The organism is Kribbella steppae, assembly GCF_004342025.1.
Lineage (GTDB): Bacteria > Actinomycetota > Actinomycetes > Propionibacteriales > Kribbellaceae > Kribbella > Kribbella steppae.
Genome location: NZ_SLWN01000001.1, coordinates 359,244 through 384,541 on the forward strand (window position 1 = coordinate 359,244; position 25,298 = coordinate 384,541).

Annotated in this window: 25 protein-coding genes; 11 read left to right on the plus strand and 14 right to left on the minus strand. The window is 68.5% G+C overall.

Annotated elements, in window-relative coordinates; genetic code table 11:
• Position 1: 1 nt before the first annotated feature.
• Positions 2-2,527 carry a polynucleotide kinase-phosphatase gene (locus tag EV652_RS01615; RefSeq protein WP_132207140.1) on the minus strand — a complete coding sequence of 842 codons (2,526 nt, stop codon included), beginning with the start codon at positions 2,525-2,527 and terminating at the stop codon, positions 2-4.
• Entirely contained in the window at positions 2,527-3,939 is a 1,413-nt protein-coding gene (locus EV652_RS01620) for a 3' terminal RNA ribose 2'-O-methyltransferase Hen1 (RefSeq protein WP_132207141.1), read from the minus strand. Before EV652_RS01620 ends, EV652_RS01615 begins: the two co-directional genes overlap by 1 nt.
• Before the next feature lie 320 nt (positions 3,940-4,259).
• Here EV652_RS01620 and EV652_RS01625 point away from each other — a divergent pair, with 320 nt between their 5' ends.
• Positions 4,260-4,580 carry a hypothetical protein gene (locus EV652_RS01625; RefSeq protein WP_132207142.1) on the plus strand — a complete coding sequence of 107 codons (321 nt, stop codon included), beginning with the start codon at positions 4,260-4,262 and terminating at the stop codon, positions 4,578-4,580.
• Between the two features lie 36 nt (positions 4,581-4,616).
• Here the strand turns inward: EV652_RS01625 and folE are convergent, their stop codons facing one another.
• A complete protein-coding gene (gene folE / locus EV652_RS01630) occupies positions 4,617-5,228 on the minus strand; it encodes a GTP cyclohydrolase I FolE (protein ID WP_132207143.1) in 612 nt (203 codons plus the stop codon).
• 76 nt (positions 5,229-5,304) lie between these two features.
• Between folE and EV652_RS01635 the strand changes: the two genes are divergently transcribed.
• Together EV652_RS01635 and ybaK are read left to right on the plus strand one after the other, a co-directional pair.
• Positions 5,305-5,985, plus strand: coding sequence for a helix-turn-helix transcriptional regulator (locus EV652_RS01635; protein ID WP_132207144.1), 681 nt, complete (start codon positions 5,305-5,307; stop codon positions 5,983-5,985).
• The gene (gene ybaK / locus EV652_RS01640) at positions 5,978-6,466 is read left to right on the plus strand and encodes a Cys-tRNA(Pro) deacylase (RefSeq protein ID WP_132207145.1); all 489 of its coding nucleotides are present in this window, start codon (positions 5,978-5,980) and stop codon (positions 6,464-6,466) included. Before EV652_RS01635 ends, ybaK begins: the two co-directional genes overlap by 8 nt.
• Before the next feature lie 65 nt (positions 6,467-6,531).
• Here the strand turns inward: ybaK and EV652_RS01645 are convergent, their stop codons facing one another.
• Together EV652_RS01645 and EV652_RS01650 are read right to left on the minus strand one after the other, a co-directional pair.
• Positions 6,532-8,607, minus strand: a complete 2,076-nt coding sequence (locus EV652_RS01645; RefSeq protein WP_132207146.1) for a phosphocholine-specific phospholipase C — start codon at positions 8,605-8,607, stop codon at positions 6,532-6,534.
• A 62-nt stretch (positions 8,608-8,669) separates the two neighbouring features.
• Positions 8,670-9,752 (minus strand): 3-deoxy-7-phosphoheptulonate synthase, encoded by a 1,083-nt coding sequence (locus EV652_RS01650; protein WP_132207147.1) that lies wholly within the window; start codon positions 9,750-9,752, stop codon positions 8,670-8,672.
• 256 nt (positions 9,753-10,008) lie between these two features.
• Here EV652_RS01650 and EV652_RS01655 point away from each other — a divergent pair, with 256 nt between their 5' ends.
• The 6 genes from EV652_RS01655 (at position 10,009) to EV652_RS01680 (ending at position 12,452) form a co-directional block, all read left to right on the plus strand.
• Positions 10,009-10,224, plus strand: coding sequence for a hypothetical protein (locus EV652_RS01655; RefSeq protein WP_132207148.1), 216 nt, complete (start codon positions 10,009-10,011; stop codon positions 10,222-10,224).
• 80 nt (positions 10,225-10,304) lie between these two features.
• A complete protein-coding gene (locus EV652_RS01660) occupies positions 10,305-10,634 on the plus strand; it encodes a hypothetical protein (RefSeq protein WP_132207149.1) in 330 nt (109 codons plus the stop codon).
• Positions 10,635-10,638: 4 nt separating this feature from the next.
• A complete protein-coding gene (locus EV652_RS01665) occupies positions 10,639-11,196 on the plus strand; it encodes a histidine phosphatase family protein (protein WP_242001490.1) in 558 nt (185 codons plus the stop codon).
• A 21-nt stretch (positions 11,197-11,217) separates the two neighbouring features.
• Complete coding sequence (crcB, locus tag EV652_RS01670) at positions 11,218-11,598, plus strand: fluoride efflux transporter CrcB (RefSeq protein ID WP_132207150.1); 381 nt, start codon at positions 11,218-11,220, stop codon at positions 11,596-11,598.
• Positions 11,595-11,957 (plus strand): fluoride efflux transporter CrcB, encoded by a 363-nt coding sequence (gene crcB / locus EV652_RS01675; protein WP_132207151.1) that lies wholly within the window; start codon positions 11,595-11,597, stop codon positions 11,955-11,957. Before crcB (EV652_RS01670) ends, crcB (EV652_RS01675) begins: the two co-directional genes overlap by 4 nt.
• Before the next feature lie 201 nt (positions 11,958-12,158).
• Positions 12,159-12,452 carry a WhiB family transcriptional regulator gene (locus tag EV652_RS01680; RefSeq protein ID WP_132207152.1) on the plus strand — a complete coding sequence of 98 codons (294 nt, stop codon included), beginning with the start codon at positions 12,159-12,161 and terminating at the stop codon, positions 12,450-12,452.
• A gap of 64 nt (positions 12,453-12,516) precedes the next feature.
• Here the strand turns inward: EV652_RS01680 and EV652_RS01685 are convergent, their stop codons facing one another.
• The 6 genes from EV652_RS01685 to EV652_RS46100 all read right to left on the minus strand — a co-directional run bounded on the left by EV652_RS01685 (position 12,517) and on the right by EV652_RS46100 (position 16,905).
• The gene (locus EV652_RS01685) at positions 12,517-12,945 is read right to left on the minus strand and encodes a PLD nuclease N-terminal domain-containing protein (protein WP_132207153.1); all 429 of its coding nucleotides are present in this window, start codon (positions 12,943-12,945) and stop codon (positions 12,517-12,519) included.
• 70 nt (positions 12,946-13,015) lie between these two features.
• Entirely contained in the window at positions 13,016-13,918 is a 903-nt protein-coding gene (locus tag EV652_RS01690) for an ABC transporter permease (protein ID WP_132207154.1), read from the minus strand.
• Positions 13,905-14,699 carry an ABC transporter ATP-binding protein gene (locus EV652_RS01695; RefSeq protein ID WP_132207155.1) on the minus strand — a complete coding sequence of 265 codons (795 nt, stop codon included), beginning with the start codon at positions 14,697-14,699 and terminating at the stop codon, positions 13,905-13,907. Before EV652_RS01695 ends, EV652_RS01690 begins: the two co-directional genes overlap by 14 nt.
• A 13-nt stretch (positions 14,700-14,712) precedes the next feature.
• Entirely contained in the window at positions 14,713-15,786 is a 1,074-nt protein-coding gene (locus tag EV652_RS01700) for an ABC transporter substrate-binding protein (RefSeq protein ID WP_132207156.1), read from the minus strand.
• Between the two features lie 75 nt (positions 15,787-15,861).
• Positions 15,862-16,761, minus strand: coding sequence for a sulfite exporter TauE/SafE family protein (locus EV652_RS01705; RefSeq protein ID WP_132207157.1), 900 nt, complete (start codon positions 16,759-16,761; stop codon positions 15,862-15,864).
• Between the two features lie 57 nt (positions 16,762-16,818).
• Positions 16,819-16,905: a putative leader peptide gene (locus EV652_RS46100; protein ID WP_369409992.1), complete on the minus strand. Its 87-nt coding sequence runs from the start codon at positions 16,903-16,905 to the stop codon at positions 16,819-16,821.
• A gap of 233 nt (positions 16,906-17,138) precedes the next feature.
• On the opposite strand from EV652_RS46100, the gene EV652_RS01710 reads away from it, so the two are divergent.
• Positions 17,139-19,772 carry a family 78 glycoside hydrolase catalytic domain gene (locus EV652_RS01710; protein ID WP_132207158.1) on the plus strand — a complete coding sequence of 878 codons (2,634 nt, stop codon included), beginning with the start codon at positions 17,139-17,141 and terminating at the stop codon, positions 19,770-19,772.
• Here the strand turns inward: EV652_RS01710 and trmB are convergent.
• Both trmB and EV652_RS01720 read right to left on the minus strand, forming a co-directional pair.
• Complete coding sequence (gene trmB / locus EV652_RS01715) at positions 19,753-20,400, minus strand: tRNA (guanosine(46)-N7)-methyltransferase TrmB (RefSeq protein WP_242001491.1); 648 nt, start codon at positions 20,398-20,400, stop codon at positions 19,753-19,755. The genes EV652_RS01710 and trmB overlap by 20 nt on opposite strands.
• An 85-nt stretch (positions 20,401-20,485) precedes the next feature.
• Positions 20,486-23,470 (minus strand): bifunctional [glutamine synthetase] adenylyltransferase/[glutamine synthetase]-adenylyl-L-tyrosine phosphorylase, encoded by a 2,985-nt coding sequence (locus EV652_RS01720; RefSeq protein ID WP_369409988.1) that lies wholly within the window; start codon positions 23,468-23,470, stop codon positions 20,486-20,488.
• A 194-nt stretch (positions 23,471-23,664) separates the two neighbouring features.
• Here EV652_RS01720 and EV652_RS01725 point away from each other — a divergent pair, with 194 nt between their 5' ends.
• Positions 23,665-24,147 carry a hypothetical protein gene (locus tag EV652_RS01725; RefSeq protein ID WP_132207159.1) on the plus strand — a complete coding sequence of 161 codons (483 nt, stop codon included), beginning with the start codon at positions 23,665-23,667 and terminating at the stop codon, positions 24,145-24,147.
• Between the two features lie 138 nt (positions 24,148-24,285).
• On the opposite strand, the gene EV652_RS01730 is transcribed toward EV652_RS01725, so the two are convergent.
• Positions 24,286-25,221 carry a cyclase family protein gene (locus EV652_RS01730; protein ID WP_132207709.1) on the minus strand — a complete coding sequence of 312 codons (936 nt, stop codon included), beginning with the start codon at positions 25,219-25,221 and terminating at the stop codon, positions 24,286-24,288.
• Between the last annotated feature and the right edge of the window lie 77 nt (positions 25,222-25,298).

The window sequence follows — 25,298 nt, forward strand, 5'->3', positions numbered from 1 at the left end:
GCTAGAGGCGCGGGTCGACCGGCTCCGACTCGAGGGCGAGGACGGCGAAGACGCATTCGTGGATGCGCCAGAGCGGTTCGCCGCGGGCGGCTCGTTCCAGCGCCTCGAGACCGAGCGCGTACTCACGCAGCGCGAGCGAGCGTTTGTGGCCGAGGTTCCGGTCGCGGAGGCGCTCGAAGTTGGCCGGCTCGGTGTAGTCCGGTCCGTAAATGAGCCGCAGGTACTCCTGCCCACGCACCTTCAGCCCCGGCTGCGCCAACCCCTTCGCCGTCCGCGTCAGGTTGGCGGCCGGCTTCACCACCATCCCCTCGCCACCCGCCGCGGTGAGCTCCTCCCACCACGTGATCCCGGCGTCCCAGTTGCCGGCATCAACGAAGAGTCGCCGAGTCGGCGTGATCAGCGACGGCCCAACAGCCACCAGTCGGTCCGCGATCCCGAGGTGCCACGCATGCGGTCTGTCCTGGTACGTCGTACCTTCCGACGCCAGCACCTGGAAGGGCGCCAGCCGGACCCCGTCGAGCCCGGCAGTCGGCCAGCAGTACCGTCGGTACGCCTCGGTGAAGCGCTCCGCGTTCGTCGTACGACGCTTGATCCGCGCCAACTGATCGCCCACGTCGAGCCCGGCGGCGACGGCTGCCTCCAGCGCTGCGGTTGCCGCTGGCAACGACGTACGGGCGGCCGCACCGACAGCGGCGTACTGGTTCCGGAGCAGGTCCTCGGCCTTGGCGCTCCACGGCAGCAGCTCGGCATCGAGCAGGAGCCAGGAGGTGTCGAGCTCGTCGAAGATCCCGGCCTCGGCGACGACCCCTCGCAGCGCGAGCAGCAGTTCGTCGGTCAGCGCCCCGTCGAAGAACGACCGTCCGGTCCGCGTGTGGATCGCGCCGCGTCCGGCCAGGCCGAAGCGCTTCTCCGCGACGTCGTCGTACCGCGTCAGCAGCACGACCGCCCGCGACCCCATGTGCTTCTCTTCGCACACCAGCTCGGTGACGCCCTGCCCGCGGTACGTCTCGAAGGCCTGCAGCGGGTGCTCGAGCAGCCCTGGTTCGGGTGAGGTGGTGACCGGGCTCATCGTCGGCGGCAGGTACAGCAGGAACCGCGGGTCGATCGCGAACCGGCTCATCACCTCCAGCGCGGCCCCGGCCTGCTCCGCGCGGATGCTGAGCCGCCCGTGCGTCGACGTCTCGATGACCCGCCGGCCGGTGACGTCGGTGAGCTCGAGTACGTCGGGCTCACGGGCCGGTGCGGTTGCCACGTGCAACGGCTTGGCCGGCGCGTAGTACTCCTCCGCCGCCTGGACCGAGGCCAGTTCGCGTTCCGGATAGCGCAAAGCGGTGAGCGATCCGCCGAAGACACAGCCGGTGTCGAGGCAGATCGTGTTGTTGATCCACTCCGGCTCGGGCGTCGGCGTGTGCCCGTAGACGACCATGGCGCGACCGCGGTACTCGTTCGCCCACGGGTAGCGGACCGGCAGCCCGAACTCGTCGGTCTCGCCGGTCGTCTCGCCGTACAGGCAGAAGGAACGGACCCGGCCGGACGCGCGGCCGTGCATCCGCTCGACCAGGCCGGCGTGCGACACGACCAGCCGGCCGCCGTCGAAGACGTAGTGCGAGATCAGGCCGTCGACGAACGTCTCGACGGCTTCGCGGAACTCCGGCGGCTCACCCGCCAGCTGTTCCAGCGTCGTCTCCAGACCGTGGCTGATCTTGACGTTGCGACCTCTGAGCGCCTTGAGCAACTTGTCCTCGTGGTTGCCGGGCACACAGAAAGCGTGGCCATTGGCAACCATCCCCATGACGAGGCGCAGTACGCCAGGAGTGTCCGGCCCGCGGTCGACCAGGTCGCCGACGAAGATCGCCCGACGTTCCGGATGTACGGCGTCGATCGCACGGCCGGCGTCGTCGCGGGTGATGGCGTAGCCGAGGTTGGTGAGCAACTCCTCCAGCTCGGCACGGCAGCCGTGGATGTCGCCGACGATGTCGAACGGGCCAGTCTGATCCTTGAGGTCGTTGAACAGCCGGGTCCGTTCGATGCTGACGGCATCGATCTCGTCGACGCTGTCGAGTACGTGCACCGTGCGGAAGCCCTCACGTTTGAGGCTGCGCAGACCGCGCTTCAGCTGTGACCGCTGCCTGGCGATGACCTTCGCACCGAACTGCCGGTCCGGTCGTTGCTCGTTGCGCTCGACACACACCCGCTCAGGCGGATCCAGAACGATTGCCACCGGCAACACATCGTGCTCACGTGCGAGCGCGACAAGCTCCTTGCGCGCCTCCGGCTGCACGTTGGTCGCGTCGATCACGGTCAGCCGGCCGGCCGCGAGCCGCTTACCCGCAATGAAGTTCAGCACCTCGAAGGCGTCCTTGGACGCCGCCTGGTCATTCTCGTCGTCGGACACCAGCCCACGACAGAAGTCGCTGGAGATCACCTCGGTGGGTTTGAAGTGCTTCCGGGCAAAGGTCGACTTCCCCGACCCACTCGCACCCACCAGCACGACAAGAGAGAGCGCCGGAATCGAAATCGCCGCCATCAGCCGGCCACCTTGTCCTGGAGCTTGAAGAGAGCGAGCTGGGTCGGCGGACCGACTTCCGGATCCACCGCGCCGACCGGACGGAACTCCACCGAATAGCCGTACAGCTCAGAAACCCGCGTCGCCCACTGATGGAATTCAGGCCGGGTCCATTCGAAGCGGTGGTCGGGGTGACGGAAGTTGCCGGCGGGGAGTGACTCGAAGCGCACGTTGTACTCGCTGTTCGGGGTGGTGACGACGACAGCGCCCGGGCGGGCGGCCTGGAAGACGGCCTTGGCCAGAGCCGGCAGCCGTGGGGGGTCGACGTGCTCGATCACCTCCATCAATACGGCGGCATCCAGGCCGACCAGCCGTTGGTCGGCGTACGTCACCGACGACTGCAGGAAGCGCAGCCGCTCCCGCTGGCGATCGGGGAGCTCGTCGTAGTGCAGACGCCGTTTCGCGCTGATCAGCGCCCGCGCCGAGACATCAGTGGCGAACAACTCCCCGACCATCGGGTCCTTCAGCAGCTCACCAACCAGCGCGCCCTCACCGCAGCCGAGATCCGCGATCCGCCGAGCACCGAGTTCCTTCAGGACGGCGGCGACCGTCGTACGGCGTTCAACAGCGAGCGACACCGGACCCTCCGCGTCGTCCGGAACGGCCAGTGGCTCGGTGAGCCCGTCGGCCTCGGCGAGGCGTTCGAGGGCGGTGTCGGCGAGGTAGCGCCGGTGGGCCAGGTAGCGGTGGGAGATCAGGTCCTTCTCCGGGTGCGCACCGAGCCAACCCTCGCCGGCGCGAACAAGCTTGTCGACCTCGTCGGACCCGACCCAGTAGTGCTTGGCGTCGTCCAGGACCGGGAGCAGCACATAGAGGTGATTGAGTGCGTCAGCCAGCCGGAGTACGCCGGTCAGCCGCAGGTCGACGTACCGGGAATCACCCCACTCAGAGATCTCCCGGTCGAGCGGCACGGGGCGAGCGTCGACGGTCCAACCCAGCGGACCGAACATCCGCTCAGCCAGCTCAGTACCACCTCGGCACGGGAGCGCGGGGATGTGGATCTCGAGCGGGATCGGCCGGGCGGCGAGCTCGGGACGGGCGTCGCAACGGCCGTTCATCGCCGTACGGAAAAGCTTCCCGAGTGCGACGGCGAGCAGGCTGGAGGCGGCGTACGGGCGGTCGTTCACGTACTGGCCGAGGGTGAAACCTTCCGCGGCCTTACCGCGGCCGGCTCGCACCAGCGCGATCGGGTCGATCTCGAGCAGCACCGCCGCCGTACAACGATCGTTTGATGCTTCCGGGTAAAACACCTGCGCGGTGCCACCGGTGATCTCGATGCCCTGCGGTCGCGCCGGATTCTTGTGCAACAGGAACCCGAAATCGCTCGCGGGCGCGTCAACTCCGGCAAAGTCGGTGGCAAGCGTCAGAAACACGTCCGTATTCGATCACGCCGAGCGGTCGCGAACCCACCGATTTGTCAGGAGTTGAAGGGATTTCGCCGCCTGCGGACGATCGAACATTGAGACACGCTGACGGAAGTCTGGCGTGTTGCCCGGAATGGTTCTAGCTTGTTTTCGAGAAGATGAGTCGCTACAGACCGTCCTTCCCCGCTGACAGTCGGTATTGTCCCCGGTTTGTGGCGAGTGCCCACCCACGCCGACCACGGGGAAAGGACCATGGCAGCATCCTCAGGCCTACCCAGTTCCGACAGACCCAGTTCCACCAGAGCAGGTCGTCCCGGCGAGGTCCGCCGGTGAAACCCCAGACCTTCGAACTCGTGCGCTACACCGACATCAGCGGAGTCTCCGGTACCGGCACCGTCGCGGAAGGGTGCGTCTTCACCGACGGCTCGGTCGCGCTGCGCTGGCACGGCCCGAACCCCTCCACGGCCGTCTGGCCGGACCTCGACTCCATCCTGGCCGTCCACGGCCACTGCGGCGCCACCGTCGTCCGCTGGCTCGACGTCTCCGAGATGGAAACGGTCCCCGGCACCGACCTGCTTCCCGGCGAAGTAGCCCACATCCTCGCCACCGGACGCAACACCCACCACCCGAAGGCGGTGGCCACAGCCTGACGTACGACGCCCAAGGAAGGACGTCGTACGAAACGGTCAGGGAGTCAGACCGGTCAGGGCGAAGAACTCCTGACGGGAACTGGGGTTCTCCCGGAGGATGCCGTGCAGGGACGACGTCACGGTGCGAGAGCCGGTGGCACGGACACCGCGCAGCGACATGCACTGGTGCTCGGCCTCGATCACCACGCCGACGCCCTTCGGCGCGAGGTGGTCCTGCAGCCAGTCGGCGACCTGCTTGGTCAGCCGCTCCTGCACCTGGAAGTCACGGGCGAACAACTCCACCACGCGTGCCAGCTTCGACAGCCCGAGGATCCGCTCCCCCGGTAGGTACCCGACGTGCGCGACGCCGTGGAACGGCAGCAGGTGGTGCTCGCACAGCGACTGCACCGGGATGTCCTTGGCCAGGACGAGTTCGTCGTATCCCTCGTCGTTCGGGAATGTGGTCAGCTCGAACTCCCGCGGCGTCAGCATCTCGGCGTACGCGTTCGCGACCCGGCGCGGGGTGTCGGCCAGGTGCGCGCTGTGCGGGTCCCGCCCCAGGGCGACCAGCAGATCGGTGACCGCCCGCTGGGCGGCGGGGAGGTCAATCTCCGCACGGCCGGCGACGATGCGGAGGGGGACGGACTCGAGATCAGCCGAAATCGCCATCAACACACTCCCTGAGTTCTCAACGAACTGCCATCATAACTGTTTTATCAACCGATGTTGGCGATAGAATCAACCCGTGGACACGTCCTGGGACGCACAGGTTCAGGCGGTCGCCGTTCTCGAGGAACCGACCCGGCGCCGCCTCTACGAGTACGTCGTCGCCCAGCCAACACCGGTCGGCCGGGACGACGCGGCGACCGCGCTCGGCATCCCCCGGACCACGGCCGCGTTCCACCTGGAGAAGCTCACTGAGGAAGACCTCCTCGCCACCTGCTACGAGCGCCGCAGCGGGCGCACCGGCCCGGGCGCCGGACGGCCGGCGAAGCTCTACCACCGGTCCGAACGTGAGATCGACATCACCCTCCCCGAGCGTCAGTACGCCGTCGCCGGCCGCCTGCTTGCCGCCGCGGTCGAGGACGCCGAAGCATCCGGCGGCTCACCCCGCGAGGCCGTGAACCGTCGCGCCCGGGAGTACGGCGAATCACTCGGCCGGACGGCGGGCGAAGGGTCGGTGGACCAGATCCTCAAAGCCCACGGCTTCGAGCCTCGTCCCGACAAGGACGGCATCGCGCTCGCCAACTGTCCGTTCCAACGCATCGCCAAAGACCAGCCCCAACTGGTCTGCGGGATGAACCTGCACCTGCTGGCCGGACTCATCAGCACCCTCGACATCCCGTACGAAGCCCGCCTCATCCCAACCCCCGGCCAGTGCTGCGTCCGCCTCGTGCCGGCCGGTCTAAGCTCGGCGGGTGGCTAAGAGCAAGCAGAGTCAGGGCACACCGGCGACGGTGACGTTGACGAAGGCGAAGGTCGAGTTCACCGCGCACACGTACGACCATGACCCAGGCGCGAAGTCGTACGGGCTGGAGGCGGCCGAGGCTTTGGGTCTCGCGCCCGAGCAGGTGTTCAAGACGCTGCTCGTCGAGGTCGACGGGAAGCTGACCGTCGGCGTCGTACCGGTGGACAAACAGCTCGACCTGAAGGCGATCGCGGCCGCGGCCGGCGGGAAGAAGGCGGTGATGGCCGACCCGGCCGCCGCCGAACGCACCACCGGGTACGTGGTCGGCGGCATCAGCCCGATCGGTCAGAAGCGCGCCCTGCCGACGGTTATCGACGCGACTGCCACCGACCACGACACCGTCTACGTCTCGGGCGGCCGCCGCGGCCTCGACATCGGCCTAGCTCCGACCGACCTGATCACCGTCACCAACGCCCGCACAGCGACCATCGCCCGCTAGCTCCACAAGGCTGGCTGGCGCGTCGGGATCCCCAGGACGGAGCGCCTTCGGTCGTGACGGGTCAGTCAGCCGGTGATGCTTGGGTGGCCGGTTTCGAGGTGGGCGGTGAGGCGACGGCGGTAGGTCGCGTCTTCGGCGGCCGTGACCTCGACGTCGTACCAGCCGCGGTCGGTCGGCCAGGGCAGCTCGCGGGTCTGCTTGCCGCGCAGCTCCACTGTCACCGTCTTGCTGCCGTAACCGCGGGCCTTCACCTTCAAGGTCAGCGGCTTCCGCGACGTGTTCACCAACTCCAGCTCGAGTGAGTTCCGGTCCCGGCGAGCGCGAACGTCGAGGCCGGCCGCGGCGCCGTCGGCTGATCCGGCCAGCTCGACCCAGAACCGGTTCGGCCCCTGGACGGCGAGCTCGTACGGCCCGTCGACCGCGATCACCTCGGCGCGTTCCCGCCGTACGTCGACATGCTCGGGCGCGGGCAGTTCACCGCCGTACGAGTAGATCGCGAAATGCACGGCCTCGGTGCCCTTGTTGCCGAGGGCCAACGTCAGTTTGCCATCGGCAACGAAGCCGGAAACCGACGGCTGGTAAGGCAATGCGCGGGCCGGCCGGTGACCAGGCTCCTGCTGCGGCACGGCCTGGTCGGCCGGCGGGGTGGGCTTCCAGCGCTCGATCGGCGCGGGCACCGGACCGGGTGCGTCCAGGGACGGCTGCCGGTAGGTGCGGCCGAAGTCGAACGCCGACGTGAGGTCGCCGCAGGCGGTCCGGCGCCAGCTGCTGATGTTCGGCTCGCGGACGTCGGTCCAGCGCTCGAGGAACCGGATCACCGAGGTGTGGTCGAACACCTGCGAGTTGACGTGCCCGCCGACCGACCACGGCGAGACGACGGTCATCGGCACCCGCGGGCCGAGGCCGATCGGCTGACCGGCGTACCAGTCGTCGCCGTTACCCGAGTCCGGCCGCGGCGCGACCGGCGGCGGGACGTGGTCGAAGTACCCGTCGTTCTCGTCGAAGTTGATCAGCAGCACGGTCTTGGACCAGGTCTCCGGGTCCGAGGCGATCGCGTCGAGCAGGTCGTAGACGAGGTTCGCACTGCCGACCGGCGTGGACGAGCCGGGGTGCTCGGAGTCGATCGCGGACGGCACCAGCCAGCTGACCTGCGGGAGCTTGCCGGCCGTGATGTCGGCGCGCAGCCGCGGGACCAGCGACTCCGGCTCGGACCGGTACATCGCCTGGTAGAACAGCTTCTGGTCCTTGGCGGGCTGCTTGGCAACGGCGGCCTGCAACTGCTTCAACGCCGCGGCCTGCTCGGCCGGCGTCTTCGCGAAGAGCTTGTCGTAGAACTCCTCGGTGGTGCGGTAACCACCCGGCACGGACGCGAGGATCCGGTGCCCGAGCTCCTTGAAGGTCGTGAAGTACTCGACCGCGTTGTCGGTGAAGTTGTCCCACTCCTGGTAGATCTGCCACGACACCCCGGCCTGCTCGAGCCGTTCCGGGTACGACGTCCAGTCGTAGCCCTGGTGGTCGTAGGAGTACGCCGCGTTGGTCACCGCGCGTTGCGTCGTACCGGGCTCGTATCCCGTCGTCCCGGACCAGAGGTAGTTGCGGTTCGGGTTGGTGGAGCCGTTGACGGAGCAGTGGTAGGCATCGCAGATCGTGAAGGTCTCGGCGAGTTCGTACTGCAGCGGGATGTCGCGGCGGTCGTAGTGGGTCATCGTGGCCGCGGTCTTGGCCTGCACCCAGTCGTCGTTCCAGCCGTTGCCCCAGGCCTGGGTGGCGTCGCTGTAGCCGTGCGGCAGGGCACCGAGGTACTGGATGTCGTCCGCCTTCCGGCCGGCGTCCGCCGCGGCCTTGCGGATCGAGAACGGCAGCACCTCGCCACCACCGGCCTTCGGCTGGTGGAACACGCTCTTGCCGTTGCGCAGCCGCAGCGGCTGCCGGTCCCCGAACCCACGCACACCGCGCAGCGTCCCGTAGTAGTGGTCGAACGAGCGGTTCTCCTGCATCAGCACGATCACGTGCTCCACCGCGCGCAGACCACCGCGCCTCACCGGTTGCGCCATCGCCGTGTGCAGCGACGGGGGGAGCAGCGAAGCCGCCACTCCCCCTGCCGCCGAGCCGAGCACCAGACGCCGAGAAATCTCAGTCATGCCCGGGACACTAGGACCGCCCTGTAGCCGCCGCTAGGCCAGAAGGTGAACAACCGGGCGACCTACCTGGCGCGCCGCTCCAGCACTGCGGCCCGCAGGTTCTCCAGCACCGACTCCGTGGTTTCCCAGCCCATGCACGCGTCGGTGATCGACTGGCCGTAGGCGAGCTCGCGCGTCGGGTCCAGGTCCTGGCGGCCCTCGACCAGGAAGGACTCGAGCATCACGCCGACGATCGCGTCGTTGCCGGCCGCCACCTGTTGGCCGATCTCCTCCGCGACCACCGGCTGACGGCGGTGGTCCTTGCGGCTGTTGCCGTGGCTCGCGTCGACCACCGCGCGCTCCTGCAGCCCGGCCTTGCGCAGCTGCTCCATCGCACCGGCCACGGAATCCGTGTCGTAGTTGGGTCCGCTGTCGGATCCGCGCAGTACCAGGTGACAGTCCGGGTTGCCGCGGGTGTGCAGAATCGCGGGGGCGCCGTCGTGGTCGATACCGGTGAAGACGTGCGGTACGGAGGCGGCCTTGATCGCGTCGACCGCCGTACCGATGCTGCCGTCAGGGCGGTTCTTCATGCCGATCGGCATCGACAGACCGGAAGACAGCTGCCGGTGCACCTGACTCTCGACCGTGCGTGCGCCGATCGCACCCCACCCGACGGTGTCGGCGATGTACTGCGGTGTGATCGGGTCGAGGAACTCGCAACCGACCGGGAGGCCGAGCTCGAGGACCTGCAGCAAGAGCTGACGGGCCGTGCGCAGGCCTCGGTTCACGTCACCGGAGCCGTCGAGACCCGGGTCGTTGATCAGGCCCTTCCAGCCCAGGGTGGACCGCGGCTTCTCGAAGTACACGCGCATCACCACGAGCAGACCGTCGGAGAGTCGCTCGGCCACGGGTCGGAGGCGTTCGGCGTACTCGAGGGCCGCCTTGGCGTCGTGCACCGAGCACGGGCCGACGACGACCAGCAGGCGGTCGTCAACGCCGTTCAGTACGTCGCTCACGGCCTGGCGACCGTCGACCACGGTCTGGGCGAGAGCGTCGCTGAGGGGCAACTCGTCGTGCAGGGCGAGCGGTGTGATCAGCGGGACGGTCTTCTCGATCCGTCGGTCGACGACCGCGGCCTGATCCGTCTGCCTCGGAAGGGTGTTCATCTGCTGGGTCTCCTTTGATGGCCGGCCACGCCAGGAGGTCCTAGGCACGCGCCGGCGGGAGTGAGAAAAGGCAAGGACGGATGTCCTTGCCTTCGGGCCGGCGTTGGTGTCTTCGGTGGGCGTCAGCAGGCGGCTGAGTCGCCCGGCACCAGGGCCGGCCACTCAAAAAATCGCCAATAGCTGCGCTTCACGAGTACGACGATAGCACTCCAGGAAATGCCTGGCATCCGAGCCTTGGTCATGGTTGTCTCAGCCGGTGAGCATCCGAACCGCGCGACCGAGCGAGCTGCCGTTGCTCCAGTCGCTCGAACTCGCCGCTGGAGTCCTCTTCCGCGACATCGGCATGACCGACGTCGCGGAACACCCGCCACCGGTGGAGGTCTTCGAGCACTTCCGGCAGGCTGGCCTGCCGCGTGATTGCTCGTCAGTAACCACGGGCGGTCCGCTGTCGTTGAGGGCTGCAACGGCCTAGACGATGAGGGGTGCTGTGACGGTGGTTGGTCCGCTCGGGGTACACGTTCTGCTCGGTGACCGCCGGCACGGGGCCGGACGGTGAGGCCGCGGACCTTCGAACTGGTTCGCTACCGCGATCCCAGCGGCGTCTCCGGCACCGGTGTGGTGGCCGAGGGCTGTGAGTTCAGCGACGGCTCGGTGGCGCTGCGCTGGTGCGGTAACAACCCCGCGACGGCGGTCTGGCCGGATATCGACTCCGTGCTCGCCGTCCACGGTCACCAGGGCGCGACCGAGGTGCGCTGGATCGAGGAGCAGTCCAGGTCGAGCCTCTTCGACGAGTTGCACCAGGTCCGTCCGCCCAATTCCGTCGCCGACCCACTGCCGGGCAGCCACGCCCGCGGATGGGCAGGCGCCCGCCATCTCAGGTAGAAACATGCCCGTGACGCAGATCTACCTGGTTCGGCATGGAGAGCCGGACTACGAGCTGGTCGACTCCCGTGGTCTGCCCGGGATCGCGGCCGACACCGCCCCGCTCACCCCGGTCGGCGCCAAGCAGGCCGAGGAGCTCGCAGACCTGCTCAGCGGCATCGGAGCGACGTACCTGGTCAGCTCGCCGTTCACCCGCGCCCTGCACAGCGCCGCGATCATCGGGCACCGGCTTGCCCTCGGCGTACGGGTCGACTACGACCTGCGCGACTGGCTGCCGGACCACACCGGGTCGTGGCGCGGTCTGGCCGACGTACGGGCCGCTCAGGCCGAGTTCGAGGCGTACGACGGGGAATGGCCCGAAGGCATCCAACGTCCCTGGGAGCCGCTGTCCCGGGTCCGCGAGCGGGCTCGGGCCGCGCTGGGCCGGCATACCGCCAGCACGGACGGACCGGTGCTGGCGATCACCCACGCGATGGTGATCCGCGCGCTGACCGGCGAGACGGGTACGGCGCACGGCGCGCACGAGTACTACCGCTACGATCCAGCGGACGATGGGGCATGACTGAGCGGAGCGAACTCATCGATGGCACAGCCTGGACTACCTCGCGTCCTGGGCGTCGTTGCCCTCGGCGGGATCATCGGCTCGCTGGCCCGCTACGGACTTGCTGAGGCGTCGCCGCACGGGCCGGGCGAGTTTCCCTGGTCGACGTTCGCAACGAACGTGGTCGGCTGTTTCGCGATCGGTCTCCTGCTGGCGCGGTTGACGCCGCGATCGCACCCGCTGCTCCGACCGTTTCTCGGCACCGGCATCCTCGGCGGGTTCACGACCTTCTCGACGTTTGCCGTCGACACCGAGAAGCTGCTGCCCGAGCACGTGGTCGTTGCCCTGGTCTACTTCTTCGGGACCGTCGCGGCCGGGTTGCTCGCGGCAACGCTCGGCGAGTGGGCCGGGCGGCCGCGATGAACATCCTGCTCGTCGCACTCGGTGCGGCCGTCGGCGCTCCCCTGCGGTTCCTGGTGGACAAGCACATGGTCGGCCGGTTGTTGCTGAGTACGACAGTCACTGCGCCGCTGCCGTGGGGAACCTTCACCGTCAACATCCTGGGCAGCTTCCTGCTCGGGTTGCTCACCGGAGTGACCGATCGGACCACGACGTTGCTCGTCGGAGTCGGGTTCTGCGGCGCGTTCACGACGTACAGCACGTTCGCCGCGGAGACGACGGCGCTCGCTGCTTCCGGGCATCGCGGGAAGGCGTTGCTGAACGTCGTACTCAACCTCGGCGTCGGCCTACTGGCCGCCGTACTCGGTGCTGTGCTCGCCTGAAGCAATTGAGTGACTCATGTCACACCAGGTGATGACGTGAACACAGTCACCGCGTGAACTGGGCCCGATCACGACCTGCGACGCCAGGTGCCGATAACAAATGGACCGAACTTCGAGACAACAAGGGTTGAACTCGGTGTGAGTTGAGCATAGTTTTCACCGAGCGCCCGTCCGCGCTTACGGTGAGTCAAGGAGGTTGCCATGTCGAGAGGGATGCCTCGCCTGCCCCGCCCGCTCATGGATCTGTGGGACTGGCAGTCGCAAGCCGCGTGCCGCGACGTCAACCCGGAGTTGTTCTTCTCGCCCGAATCGGAGCGTGGCGTTCGCAAAAGGGCCCGCGAGATGGTGGCGAAGTCGCTCTGCGGAACCTGCCCGGTTCAGCCCGAATGCCGTCAGCACGCGCTCTCCGTCGGAGAGCCGTACGGCGTCTGGGGCGGCACCACGGAGTCCGAGCGCGACAACTCCATCCTGCCCGAGCACCGTAAGTCGGCGTGACGGAGCAGCTTCTCCACCACCCGCCATCAGCCGAAGTCCTCGCCGGTGAGGCCTGCGCGAAAGCTCAGGCCTTACCGTCGTCGGACTCTGACGGTGTCTCGTCCTCAGCCTTGGGCTTCGGCTTGGGCTTGCGGTCCGGTGGGTCCGGCTCGGCCTCGGGTTCTGGTTCCGGCGGCGTCCGATCCTGCGGCGGCTTCGCGGTCGTCCGCGGGTCGCGATAGCGGTCCAGGGACTTGAGGAAGTCCGGATCGTCGTCCGGCGCGACCGGACGGGTGGACGGCTTCGGCGGCCGGACGGCGCGATCGCGACGGCCGAGCTGAGTGCGGAGCATCAGCAGCCAAACGATCGGCCCGATGAACGGGACGAACACGATCAGGACGATCCACACCAGCTTGGGCAGGTGCGGCACGTCCTCGTCGGGCGTCTGGATGCAGGAGAACAGCGCATACACGCTGAGCGCCAGGCTGATCAGGAACGGCAGAAATCGAACCACGCTCCAACAGTACGGCGCGACGCCGAAAGCACCGCATCCCCGGGCCTGCCGGTGGTCAACCCGTAATCCGTCACCGGGCCGTGACGGTCAGGCCACGGGCGCGCAGAACCGAGTTCTCCAGCGGACGGAACACCAGCAGTTCGATCCCGACGCCGACGACGAAGATCAGCAGGATGCCGGCGAACACCATCGAGATGTCCGACAGCGACATGCCGTTGTGCAGGAACTGACCGAGCCCCTCACCGAGCTCCGGCGAGGTCGCGATCAGCTCCGCGGCCATCAGCGACCGCCACGAGAACGCCCAGCCCTGCTTCAACCCACCCAGGAACCCCGGCAGCGCGGCCGGCAGGAGGATGTACCGAATTCCGCCGAGCCGTCCGGCACCGAGCGCCTTGCCGACCCGCGGCAGGATCGGCGGCACCTGGTCCAGACCGGACACCAGCCCGTTCGCGATCGACGGTACGGCGCCCAGCAGCACGACCCAGTAGATCGCCCGATCGTTCAGCCCGAACCACAGGATCGCGGCCGGTACCCAGGCCACCGACGGCAGGCTCTGCAGACCCGACACCAGCGGACCGATCCCCCGCCGTACGACGGAGATGTTCGCGATCGCCAGACCCAGCGGTACGGCGATCAGCAGCGAGATCGCGAAGCCGATGACGGCCCGGTGCACCGATACCCAGAACAGCTCGAGGATCTCCCCCGTCGTCACCAGTTGCCAGATCTGCCCCCACACGTCGACCGGCGCCGGCAGCTTGAACTCCGGCCAGAACGCGGCCGCCCACAACGCCTGCCACACCGCGACGAGCAGTGCGATCGCGACAACAGGCGGCAGCACCCGTCCGGCGATCCGCCGAGCCAGTGAGCCTTCACTGGGGTTGACCGGCGTGTCCAGCGCGTCCAGGCCGGCTTCGACGGACCCAGGATCGTACGCCGCGTCGTACAACTCGTCCTTGACGTCAGGCTGCGGCATGACTGCTGATCACCTTCCGCAGCGCCGCGTTGATCTCGTCGACCGCACCGGCTTCGTCCGCACCGGTCAGTCCGTCGACGTCCCACTGCCGCACCACCCGACCGGGCCGCGACGACAGCAGTACGACGCGCTGCCCGAGCCGCACGGCCTCGCGTACGTCGTGCGTGACGAACAGGATCGCCGTACCGGTCGCACGCCAGATCCGCAGCAGCTCACCCTGCAGTACATCCCGAGTGATCGCGTCCAGCGCGGAGAACGGCTCATCCATCAGCAGCAACGACGGCTTGCCCGCGCTGGCGCCGGTGTTGTCGTCGGTAGACGCGAGAGCCCGTGCGAGCGCGACCCGCTGCCGCATACCGCCGGACAGCTCGTGCGGCCGCTTGTCACCGAGTCCTGCGAGTCTGACGAGCTCCAGCAACTCAGCAGCCTTCGCACGACGCGCAGCCTTCGGTACGCCGGCCATCCGCAGCGGCAGCTCGACATTCCCGGCAGCCGTCAGCCACGGCATCAGCGCGGGCTCCTGGAACACAACCGCCGGCCGCGACGAGCTCAGCTCGATCCGCCCGTTGGTCGGCTTGTCGAGACCGGCCACCAGGTTGAGCAGCGTGGTCTTCCCGCAGCCGGACGCACCGAGCAGGCAGACGAACTCACCGGCCGCGACGTCGAGATCGACACCTTCCAGCGCCACGACAGCAGTGCGGCCGTGACCGAACGCCTTGCCGACCTGGTGGAACCGCACCGGCCGCACCACGCTCTGCTCAACCTCGACTGTCGCGGTCATGGTTTGCCACCCCCTACTTCGTGTCCAGGCCGGCCGCGTCCACGGTCGGCTTCCCTGCCTTGGTCAGTACGTCGTTCAGCGGGCCGAGGTCGGCGAATCCGGCAACCGTCGGCGCTTCCTTAGCGATCCCCGCGGTGACCGAGTCCTTGGCCAACTGCGGGAACGTCGAGGCGATCGGGTCCGCGGTGATCTGGATGTTGGCGAACGCACGGTCGATGACGGCCGGCTTCAGCGCCTTGCCGGTCAGCTCCTTGAGCTGCGCGTTCACCACCGTCTTGGCGGCCGCCTTGTCGGTGGTGGCGAAGTCGATCGCCCCGACCAGGCCGGTGAGCAGCGCCTTCACGGACTCCGGGTGCTCCTGCAGGAACTGGGTCCGGACGATCAGCACGGTGGTCGGGAACTTGCCGTCCGGCCACAGGGTCGCCTCGTCGAGCAGCACCTTCGCGCCGGCGTCCAGGACGAGCCGCGACGACCAGGGCTCGGGCAGCCAGGCCGCGTCCACGTCACCCTTCTTGAACGCGTCCAACGTCTGCGCGTTCTCCAGGTTGGTGACCTTGACCTTGCCGGTCAGGTTCTTCTCGGCCAGCCACTTCTTCAGCGAGACGTCCTGGGTGTTGCCGAGCTGCGGGGTGACGACGGTCTTGCCGACCAGGTCCTCCGGCTTGGTGATCGTCGGCTTCACCACCAGTTGCGCACCGCCGGACGTCGTACCGGCGATCAGCCGGACGGCCTCGCCGTTGGACTTCGCGTAGGCGTTGATCGCCGGGCCGGAGCCGATGAAGGACGCGTCCAGCGAGCCGCCGAGCAGTGCACCGACGGCCTCGGGTCCGGCGTTGAACTTGGTCGGCACCAGCTTGGTGCTGCCGAGTTCCTTGGTGAACAGGCCCTTGTCCAGGCCGACCAGTGCGGCGGCGTGGGTGACGTTCGGGAAGTAGCCGAGCCGCAGCTCGGTCGCCGGGCCCTTGTCCGACGAGGCGGCCGGGGCGTCGTTGCCCTCCGCGCGGGAGCAGCCGGCGACGGCCATCACCAGGGACAGGACGGCGGCGGAGGCGGCGAAGAGACGACGGGCAGGACGAGTTCTGGACATGCTCAGTAGACCTTCAACTGTGCGGGCGGCCGGAGCGGCCGCGGGCGGAGGACGAGCAGGAATGTGGTGACGAGGTCAGACGGTCTCGAGTTCGCGCTCGGCCTGGACGTCTGCCCGGCGGCCGGTGCGGCCGCTGGTGCGAACGCTGTAGGCGACGACCGCGGCCCATCCGACGATCAGAGCGCCGTACACGAGGTAGCGCGGGCCTTCGGCCACGCCGAGTCCCTTCAGCAGGGTGCGGGCGTTGGTCAGGATCAGCACCAGGCCGACGCCGACGCCGAGCCAGCGAGTCGCCAACCGGGACACCAGCCATGCGGCCAGTGGTGCAGCGAGCACGCCGCCGATGAGCAGCGCGCCGACGATGCCGAGCGGCAGGTTCTCCCTGCCGAGGCCGACAAGGAAGCCGATGCTGGCGGCGACCGAGACGACGAACTCGGCCGCACTGACCGAACCGACCGTGCGGCGCGGGTCGAGCTTGCCGCTGCTGAGCAGGGTCGAGGTCGCGACCGGGCCCCAGCCGCCACCGCCGGTGGCGTCGATGAACCCGGCCACCAGGCCCAGCGGGCCGAGGAACTTGCCGGCCGGACGGCCTTCCATCACGGCCCGCACCTTCCCGGTCGCGAACCGGGCCAGGATGTAGATGCCGATCAGGAGCAGCAGTGCGGCGACCCACAATGAGGCCGATTCGGTCGACAGACCGGACAGGAACGTCGCGCCGGCGAAGGCGCCGATGCCGCCCGGGACGCCGATCAGCGCGACCACGCGCCAGTCGACGTTGCCGAACCGCCAGTGCGACAGACCGGACGCGAGCGTGGTGCCCACCTCGGCGAGGTGGACGGAGGCGGACGCGACGGCGGGCGTGATGCCGGTGATCAGCAGGGCCGTGGTGGCGGTGACGCCGTAGGCCATGCCGAGGGTGCCGTCGACGAGCTGGGCGACGGAACCCAGCAAGGCGATCAGGATGAGACGACGCACGGAACTGCTCCTACGGGTCGGGGAGGAGGCGCTGACGGGCGAGGAGTACGCCTAAGGTCAACAACCCGCGGAGTTCACGCGCAGCAGGTCGACGTGCCGGCGCCGCGTGAGGGCGTCGCCGGGAGCGTTTCGGGTGACCTGCATGCATCCATGAAAGCGGACAAAGTCGAGCAAGATGCTCAGGTTTCACGATGCGAGACGAGAAATCACAAATTGAGACAAACGATCACTTCCGATCAGCCGTGCAGGGCGGAACTGCGGACGGGATCACCACTGGGCGCAGAAACGGACGCGACCAGTTGTGGTCACAGTGTTGAAAGCGCAGTGCTCGCCTGCCTACGGTCCTCGGGGTGTCGACGAGCCTGAGGAGCCGCCTGATGCACGATCTGCCGGACGGATGGACGCCTGGTGGTCCACTGAACGCCGGAACACTGAAGACCGAGTACGCCGTGCATCCGCTGGGCACTGATGTCCGGCGGCCACGGCTCGGATGGATCGCGACCGCTCCCGGATTCGGCGCGACACAAGCGTCGTACCAGATCCTCGTCGCGTCCTCACCGGAGCTGCTCACGCCGGAGAACGCCGATGTGTGGGACTCGGGCAAGGTGAGCTCGTCACGGACCTTCGGCATCGAGTACGACGGCCAGGCCCTGACCCCACGCACTCGGTACCACTGGACCGTCCGGCTCTGGGACGGCCTGGACCGTGAAGGCAGCTGGGCCGAGCCCGAGTGGTTCGAGACCGCACTCCTCGACGAGGGATGGGGCACCGCGCGCTGGATCGGCGGCACGACCGACAGCGCACCTCTCCTTCGGCAGGCCTTCACGACCGACGGGACGGTGAAGCAGGCCCGGCTGTACGCGAGCGGTCTCGGGTACGCCGACCTGCGACTGAACGGTCAGCGGATCAGCGACGCCGTACTCGATCCCGGCTTCACCGACTACGACCACACCGTGCTCTACGTCACGCACGACGTCACCGACCTGCTGCGGTCCGGCGACAACGTGGTCGGCGCCGAGCTCGGTCGCGGATTCTTCGGACTGACCACCCCCAACGCCTGGCGCTGGCACCAGGCGCCCTGGACCGCTGAGCCTCGGCTGCTCGCCCGCCTCGTCATCGAGTACGACGACGGTCGCACGACCGAGGTGGTGTCGGACGAGTCCTGGCGCATCACCGGCGGCCCGACCATCTCGGACGACCTCTACACCGGCGAGACGTACGACGCCCGCCGCGCCCGCCCCGGCTGGGACACCGCCGGCTTCGACGACTCCGCCTGGTCGACGGCCACCGTCGTGGACGCGCCCAAGGGCTCGCTCCAGGCCCAAGCCCACGAGCCGATCCGCGTCGTCGAGACCGTCCGACCCACTGACATCACCGAAGTGCGGCCAGGCGTCTGGATCGTCGACTTCGGCCACACCACGGCCGGCTGGACCAAGCTCACCGTGAACGCCGACGCCGGCACCGTCATCAGCCTGACCCACGGCGAGACGGTCGCTGATGACAACGTGGTGGCGGTCAACGTGCACGTCGAGGGCGACCGGATCCAGCGCGACGAGTATATTGCCGCCGGCAACGGTATCGAGGAGTGGGAGCCGCGCTTCTCCTACAAGGGCTTCCGCTACGTCCAGGTCGAAGGCATCACCGATCGGCCCGATGTGCTGATGCGGGTGGTGCACTCGGACGTTCGTGACGTGACCCGGTTCTCTTCGACGCAGTCGTCGTACGAACAGTTCGACCAGGCGATGCGTCGTACCGTCCTGAACAACCTGCACGGCATCCCGACCGACACACCGTTCATGGAGAAGAACGGGTGGACCGGTGATGCGCAGGTGGGCGGGCCGACGATGCTGGCGACGCTCGATCTGGCCCGGTTCTTCACCAAGTGGCTGGGCGATATCCGCAACAGCCAGGCCGAATCCGGGCAACTTCCGGTGATCGTCCCGTCGAGCGGCTGGGGCTTCACCGACCTCTCCCCCGCGACCGAATGGCCGACGGTGTACCCGTTCCTGCTCCGGGAGATGCATCGCTCGTACGGCGACGAGCGGTTGCTGCACGAGCACTGGGATTCGCTGACCCGCTACCTGGCCTGGGAGCTCGACCGAGTCGAGGACGGCCTGTCCGTCAGCGTGCTCGGCGACTGGCTCCCACCCGGCTTCGGCAGCGGCCCAGCGCCGGAAGACCGCCGGCTCACCGGGACGGCGTACCTCTACCGAGCGCTGATCGCGGCCGCCGAGATCGGCGACCTCATCGGCAAGCCGAACGACTACCGGAAGTCCGCGGCCGAACTGAAGGACGGTCTCAACCGCGCGTTCCTGGATCGCGAGGCAGCGGTCTACAAGTCGGGTGACGACCCGGACTACCGGCAGACGTCCAACGCGGTCCCACTGGCATTCGGCATCGTCCCGGACGAGTTGGTACGACGGGTTGCCGCCAACCTGGCCGCGGATGTCGAGGCCCGTGGGTTCCACCTCAACACCGGCTGCCTCGGCGTCGGCGTGCTGCTGCCGGTGCTGACCGCACACGGGTACGCCGACGCGGCGACGAAGGTCGCGTTGCAGCGGAGCTACCCGAGCTGGGGCTACTGGTTCGACCTCGGCGCGGACACGATGTGGGAGAAGTGGGAGGAGGACTCGCGGTCGCGGAACCACTACTTCCAGGGCACCGTCGTGCAGTGGGTGTATGAGAACGTCGCCGGTCTGCGCAACCTCGATGCGGGCTGGCAACGGATCCTCGTCCGGCCGGACGCGCGTGGTGAGGTCGACTCGGCGACGATCCGCACCGACACGATCCGCGGCCGGGTGACCGTGGCTTGGAAGCGAGTGAGCCGGGTGCTGTCGCTGGACGTCCAGGTTCCCGTGGGTACGACGGCCGAGGTCCACGTACCGTCCGCGGCTGCGTCGGACGTCACCGTCGTACCGGCTCCGTTCGCGAGTGAGGCGTCGTACGAGGACGGTTACACCATCTACACCGTGCCGGCCGGGCTGTGGAACTTCACGAGCCGGTCGGCATGACCTTGGTGTAGAGGAGGTCGCGGCACTCGCGGCCCTCGGCCTGGGCACGCGACTCGAACTTGGTCACCGGACGCCATTCGGGTCGCGGGGCCCAGCCGTCGTACTGGTTGCGCAGCAGCGGCTCGGCCTCGCACACCTCGAGCATCCGGTCCGCGTAGTCCGCCCAGTCGGTTGCCAGGTGCAACGTTCCGCCGGGCTGCAGGCGGGACGCCACCAGCGCGACGAACGGCGGCGTGACGAGCCGCCGCTTGTGGTGCCGCTTCTTCGGCCAGGGGTCCGGGAAGTAGATCCGTACGCCGGCCAGCGCACCGGGCGCGACGTGGTCGCGGAGGAAGTCGAGCGCGTCGCCGTGCAGCATCCGGACGTTGTCGAGGTCGTACTTCTCCACCCACAACATCAGCTGACCCAGTCCGGCCGGATACACCTCGGCGGCCAGGTGGTTCACCTCTGGCGCCGCCACCGCGAGCTGAGCGGTCGCATCACCCATCCCCGACCCGATCTCCAGCACGGTCGGCGCCTCCCGGCCGAACCAGTCGGCCAGATCGACGTACCCCGGCGGCAGCTCCTCCAGCTTCCGGCCGAGCGACGCCCAGTTCGTCTCCCAGACCCGCTTCTGCCCAACCGTCATCCGAACAGTCCGCCGGACATGGCTGAAAACCCCAGCCTGCCTGACCTCATTCACCGCCTCCACCGCCTCCACCGGCACGAGTGTATTAGTCGTCCCAGAACAGGCGAGCGACGGTGTTGTGGGCACGGCGGGTGATGCGGAGGTAGTCGTCGGAGAAACGGCTCGATTCGCCCGGCGGGTAGCCGCAGATCTGGGCGACCGCGGCGAGGTCCCGGGGGTCTGTGGGCAGCGAGTCGCCAGGGCGGGCCCGGACGAGCATGATCGCGTTGCGGATGCGGGTCGCCATCTCCCACGCGACCCGCAAGGTTTCCGCGTCCGTCGCCTCGACCAGTCCGGCCTGCACTGCAGCTTGCAGTGCACCGAGGGTGCGCGTCGTACGCAGTGCAGGGACCCGATTGGCCTCGCGCAACTGCAGCAGTTGCACGGTCCACTCGATATCGGCCAGACCGCCCCGGCCGAGCTTGGTGTGGGTGCTCCGATTGGCGCCACGCGGCAGGCGTTCGGCGTCCACTCGCGCCTTGATCCGGCGGATCTCTATCACGTCCCGGTCGCTGACACCGTTCGCCGGGTAGCGCAGCGGGTCGATCAGATCGCGGAACGCCTCGCACAGGTCGGCATCCCCGCACAGCGGATCCGCCCGCAACAACGCCTGCGCCTCCCACACCGCCGACCAGCGTTCGTAATAGGACGCGTACGACGCCAACGTCCGGACCAGCGGCCCCTGACGACCTTCCGGGCGAAGATCCGCGTCGACCTGGACGGCCGGGTCGGCGCCGGGCAACGCCAGCAGCCGCCGAAACTCGGTCGCGGTCTGGGTGGCGAAATCGGTCGCAGCCTTCTCGTCAGCACCCGGCACCGGATCGTGAACGAACATCACGTCCGCGTCGCTGCCGTAGCCGAGCTCGTGCCCACCGAACCGGCCCATCGCGACGATCGACATCCGGGTCGGCTCGGGCTCCCCCTTGGCGATGGCACGTCTGGCCACTTCAAGTGCGGTGGTCAGCGTCCCGACCGAGATCGTCGTCAGCGCGTCACCGACCGTCTCGACGTCGAGCAGACCGGACAGATCGGCCGCGGCCACCCGGAACAACTCGCGGCGCCGGACCGCGCGGATCGCGGCCACCGCCGCCTCGGGCTGCTCCTGCCGGCCCGCCGCTGCGGACATCTCGGACAGCAAACCGTCCAGCGTCCGCGGGACGAGCTCGCGTTCGTCAGCGAGCATCGCGGTCGCCTCGGGCGCACGCTGCAGCAGGTCGACGGCGTACCGGCCGCTCGCGAGCAGGTGGGCGAGTCGCTCGGCCGACGCGCCCTCGTCGCGCAACTGGCGCAGGTACCACGGCGTCGACCCGAGCGTGTCCGAGATGGTCCGGAACGCGAGCAACCCGGCATCCGGATCAGGCGATTCCGCGAACCACCCGAGCATCGCCGGCAGCAGCGCCTTCTGGATCGACGACCGTCGCGAAACCCCTTCGGACAGGGCCTCGATATGCCTCAGCGCTGAGGCCGGATCGGCGTACCCGAGTGCGGTCAGCCGCTGCTTGGCGGCCTCTGGCGTCAGCCGCACCTCGCCGCCGGGGATCCGCGCAACGGCTGCGAGTAGTGGTCGATAGAACAGCTTCTCGTGCAGGCGTCGTACCTCGAGCGCGTGCTTCTTCCACGCCGCGGTCAGTTCGGTGACCGGGTTCTTCGTGAACCCGAGCGACCGTCCGAGCCTGCGCAGATCTGCTTCCTCGTCAGGGACCTGATGGGTACGGCGCAACCGATACAGCTGGATGCGGTGTTCCATCGACCGCAGGAACCGATACGCGTCGGCCAGAACGGCACCATCGCTGCGGCCGACGTACCCGTTGGAAGTGAGCGACTCGAGCGCGACGAGCGTCGTCCCGCTGTGGACCGCGTCGTCACTCCGGCCATGGACGAGTTGCAGCAGTTGTACGGCGAACTCCACGTCGCGCAGACCACCGGGACCGAGCTTGAGTTGGCGATCCACATCGGCCGCCGGGATGTGGTCGATCACGCGACGCCGCATCCTCTGGACGTCGTCGACGAACCCGGGCCGGTCCGCCGCCGACCACACCAGCTCACCGGTCTTCTCGGCGTACCGCTGACCGAGCTCGACGTCACCCGCGACCGGGCGGGCTTTGAGGAGCGCCTGGAACTCCCACGTCTTCGCCCAGCGCTGGTAGTACGCGAGATGGCTGTCGAGGGTCCGGACCAGCGGGCCGGACTTGCCTTCGGGGCGCAGTGCGGCGTCGACCGGCCACAGGGTGCCCTCGGCGGTGTGGGCCGAGCAGATGCGCATCGTGGCAGCGGCGAGCTGGGTCGCGGTCTTCAGCGCGGGCGCTTCGGGCTCGCCGTCGAGCGGTTCGGCGACGAACAGAACGTCGACATCGCTGACGTAGTTCAGCTCGCGGCCGCCACACTTGCCCATGGCAATGATCGCGAGCCGGCAGTCGGCGGCGGCCGGGTGCGCGGCGAAGTACTGGTTCCGGGCGATGTGCAGCGCGGTCTCCAGTGCTCCCCCGGCAAGATCGGCCAGGACGGCGGCCACCTCGTCGACCAGCAACCCTTCGGCGAGATCACGCGCCGCAAGCCGCAGCAACAGCCGCCGATACTCGACCCTCAGCGCGTCGACCGGATTGGGCGCATCGACCGCGGTGGCGAGCCTGGCCGCGACGTCATCAGCCGACGGCCGTACGCCGGCCAGCGCCGGATCGGCCAAGTCGTACCAATGCCGCGGGTGCAGGCCGAGATGCCGGCCGAGCGCCTCACTCGCGCCGAGCACGGACACGAGCCGGCGACGGAAGTCGTCGTCCACCTCAAGTGTGCGCGCGAACGCGGCGACGTCGTGCTGGTTGCGCTCCAGTGCCTCCGCCAGCCCGCAGAGTCCGAGCAGGGCGAGATCCGGGTCAGCCGACTCGGACAGCGCGGTGATCACCTGCTCGTTGACCATCGGACTGCGCGCATCCAGCCGGTCCAACTGCTCGATCATCACGCCGGCCCGCCGCGGATCGGCGAACCCCAGCCGAGCCAGCCGCCCCTCCCAAGACCCTCTGCGCACCTCGGCCACGCCTGCAGGCTACCCAATCCCCCTCGGCCCACCCTCGGCCCCACTTTGTGCACCCACCGAGCACTTCGCGACGCGAACTATGCTCGAACCGTGCACAAGGTCGACGGCGCATCTCGGTTGGATCGCGACCGCGTTGCGACGAATACACGGTGTCGTGTAGCGGATTCGCTCAGTAGTCGGCATGATGGCGTCTCATGGTCATGATGACGGGGTCGCTCGCTGTTCGGGGCTCGGTGGTCTGGTTGACGCCCCAGCAGGGCGGGCGAGTGTCGGGTCCGCCTGAGCCGGATTACGACTACGACTACACAGCCACCGCCTACCTCCCACCGAGATCGGCGGACGACGGCCAGGCCGGGATCGCGTTGCGCCGCTTCGCGCCGGGCGCCTGGCGCACCCAGGCCGAGGGGATTCTCGTTCCCGCAAAGGGGAATCGCGCCCAGCAGGTGATCCCCGGCTGCATCGTGGTGATCACCGAAGGGACCCGGCCGGTCGGTCTGCTCACCGTCGAGGAGGTGCACGCCCTCGCCCCCGACGGATCGCCGATCCTGCCGCCGGCACCGGCTGATTTCAGCGTGCCCACGTCGCCTCCGCCGGTCGATCCGCCGTACCGCCATTCGACCGCCGCCGCGCGCTGGGCCTCGCAGCATGCCTCTGACGACCAACTCCTCAACCTCTGAACACACTCTGTTGCACAAGACCGCCACCATCATCGGTGCCGTCAGCAACGGGCTCCCGGTGCTGGACCGGATCGCCGCGACCCCGCGGAGCCGATCCGCATCCTCAGCGTGCTGGTCGGTTGATCCCTTAGAGCGAGGTCAGAATGTGGCGATCGGGTTGACCGGGCTGCCGGACGTACCGGCGAAGCGGACCGGCGCGACCGCGAACTGGAAGTCCCACTGGCCGAGCTCGGCAGCCGTCGTCGCGCACACCTCCAGGTCGCAGTTGTCGAGCAGCCACAGACCCATCGCAACGAGGCTCACGGCGTGAATCGGCATCAACACGTCGTCGTACCCCGACGGCTGAACGTCCTGGGGGGTGTCAGCGCCGATCAGCGCGACCTCCCGTTCTTGCAACCACGGCAGGCAGGACGCATGCCAGCCGGCCTGCGTGATACCGCCGGCATCACCCGCCTCGTGCCGGACGCGGCCATAGCCGGTCCGCAGGAGTACCGCATCGCCGGATCGCACCCGCACACCCTGGCGACGCTCGGCCTCCTCGAGATCCTCGGGAAACACACCCTCACCCGGTTCCAGCCACGGCACATCGCGGACCCTCGCAATGTCCAGCAGGACACCCCGCGTGATGATCCCGTTCGCCGCCGCCGTGACGGCCGCCCACGCCGATCCCGTTGCGGCGTCGACCAACGAGTGCGAGCGCCCGTTGTACATCGTGCCGTCCCAGAAGAGGTGGCACGGCGAGTCGACGTGGGTGATCGTGTTGCCGTGGAACATCATGCCGAGCCGCTCGTTCGAAAAGCCCCAGCGCCGGTCGTTGCGGAATCCGGCCGGCATGTTCTCGGCGCCCGGCATGTCGGCCGCGCACGGGCACGTCGTCGTCGACCGCTCCATTTCTGCCGGTGCGGCAACCTCCCTTGCGCACGACACGCTCCTGCCGTGGCGCACGGCCCGCGCCGCCGCCAGCCGGACGTCGTCGGTGATGTGGTTCAGAGTGCCGAGCTCGTCGTCGTCGCCCCACCGTCCCCAGTTCGACAGCGTGTTGAAGTACCCGAGCACGTCGTCCTGTGTGGGCATCGGTCGCCCTGCCGTCATCCCAGCATCAACTCCTCCGGTCACGCAGTTGATCACACGGCGGATGAGTCACGCAGACA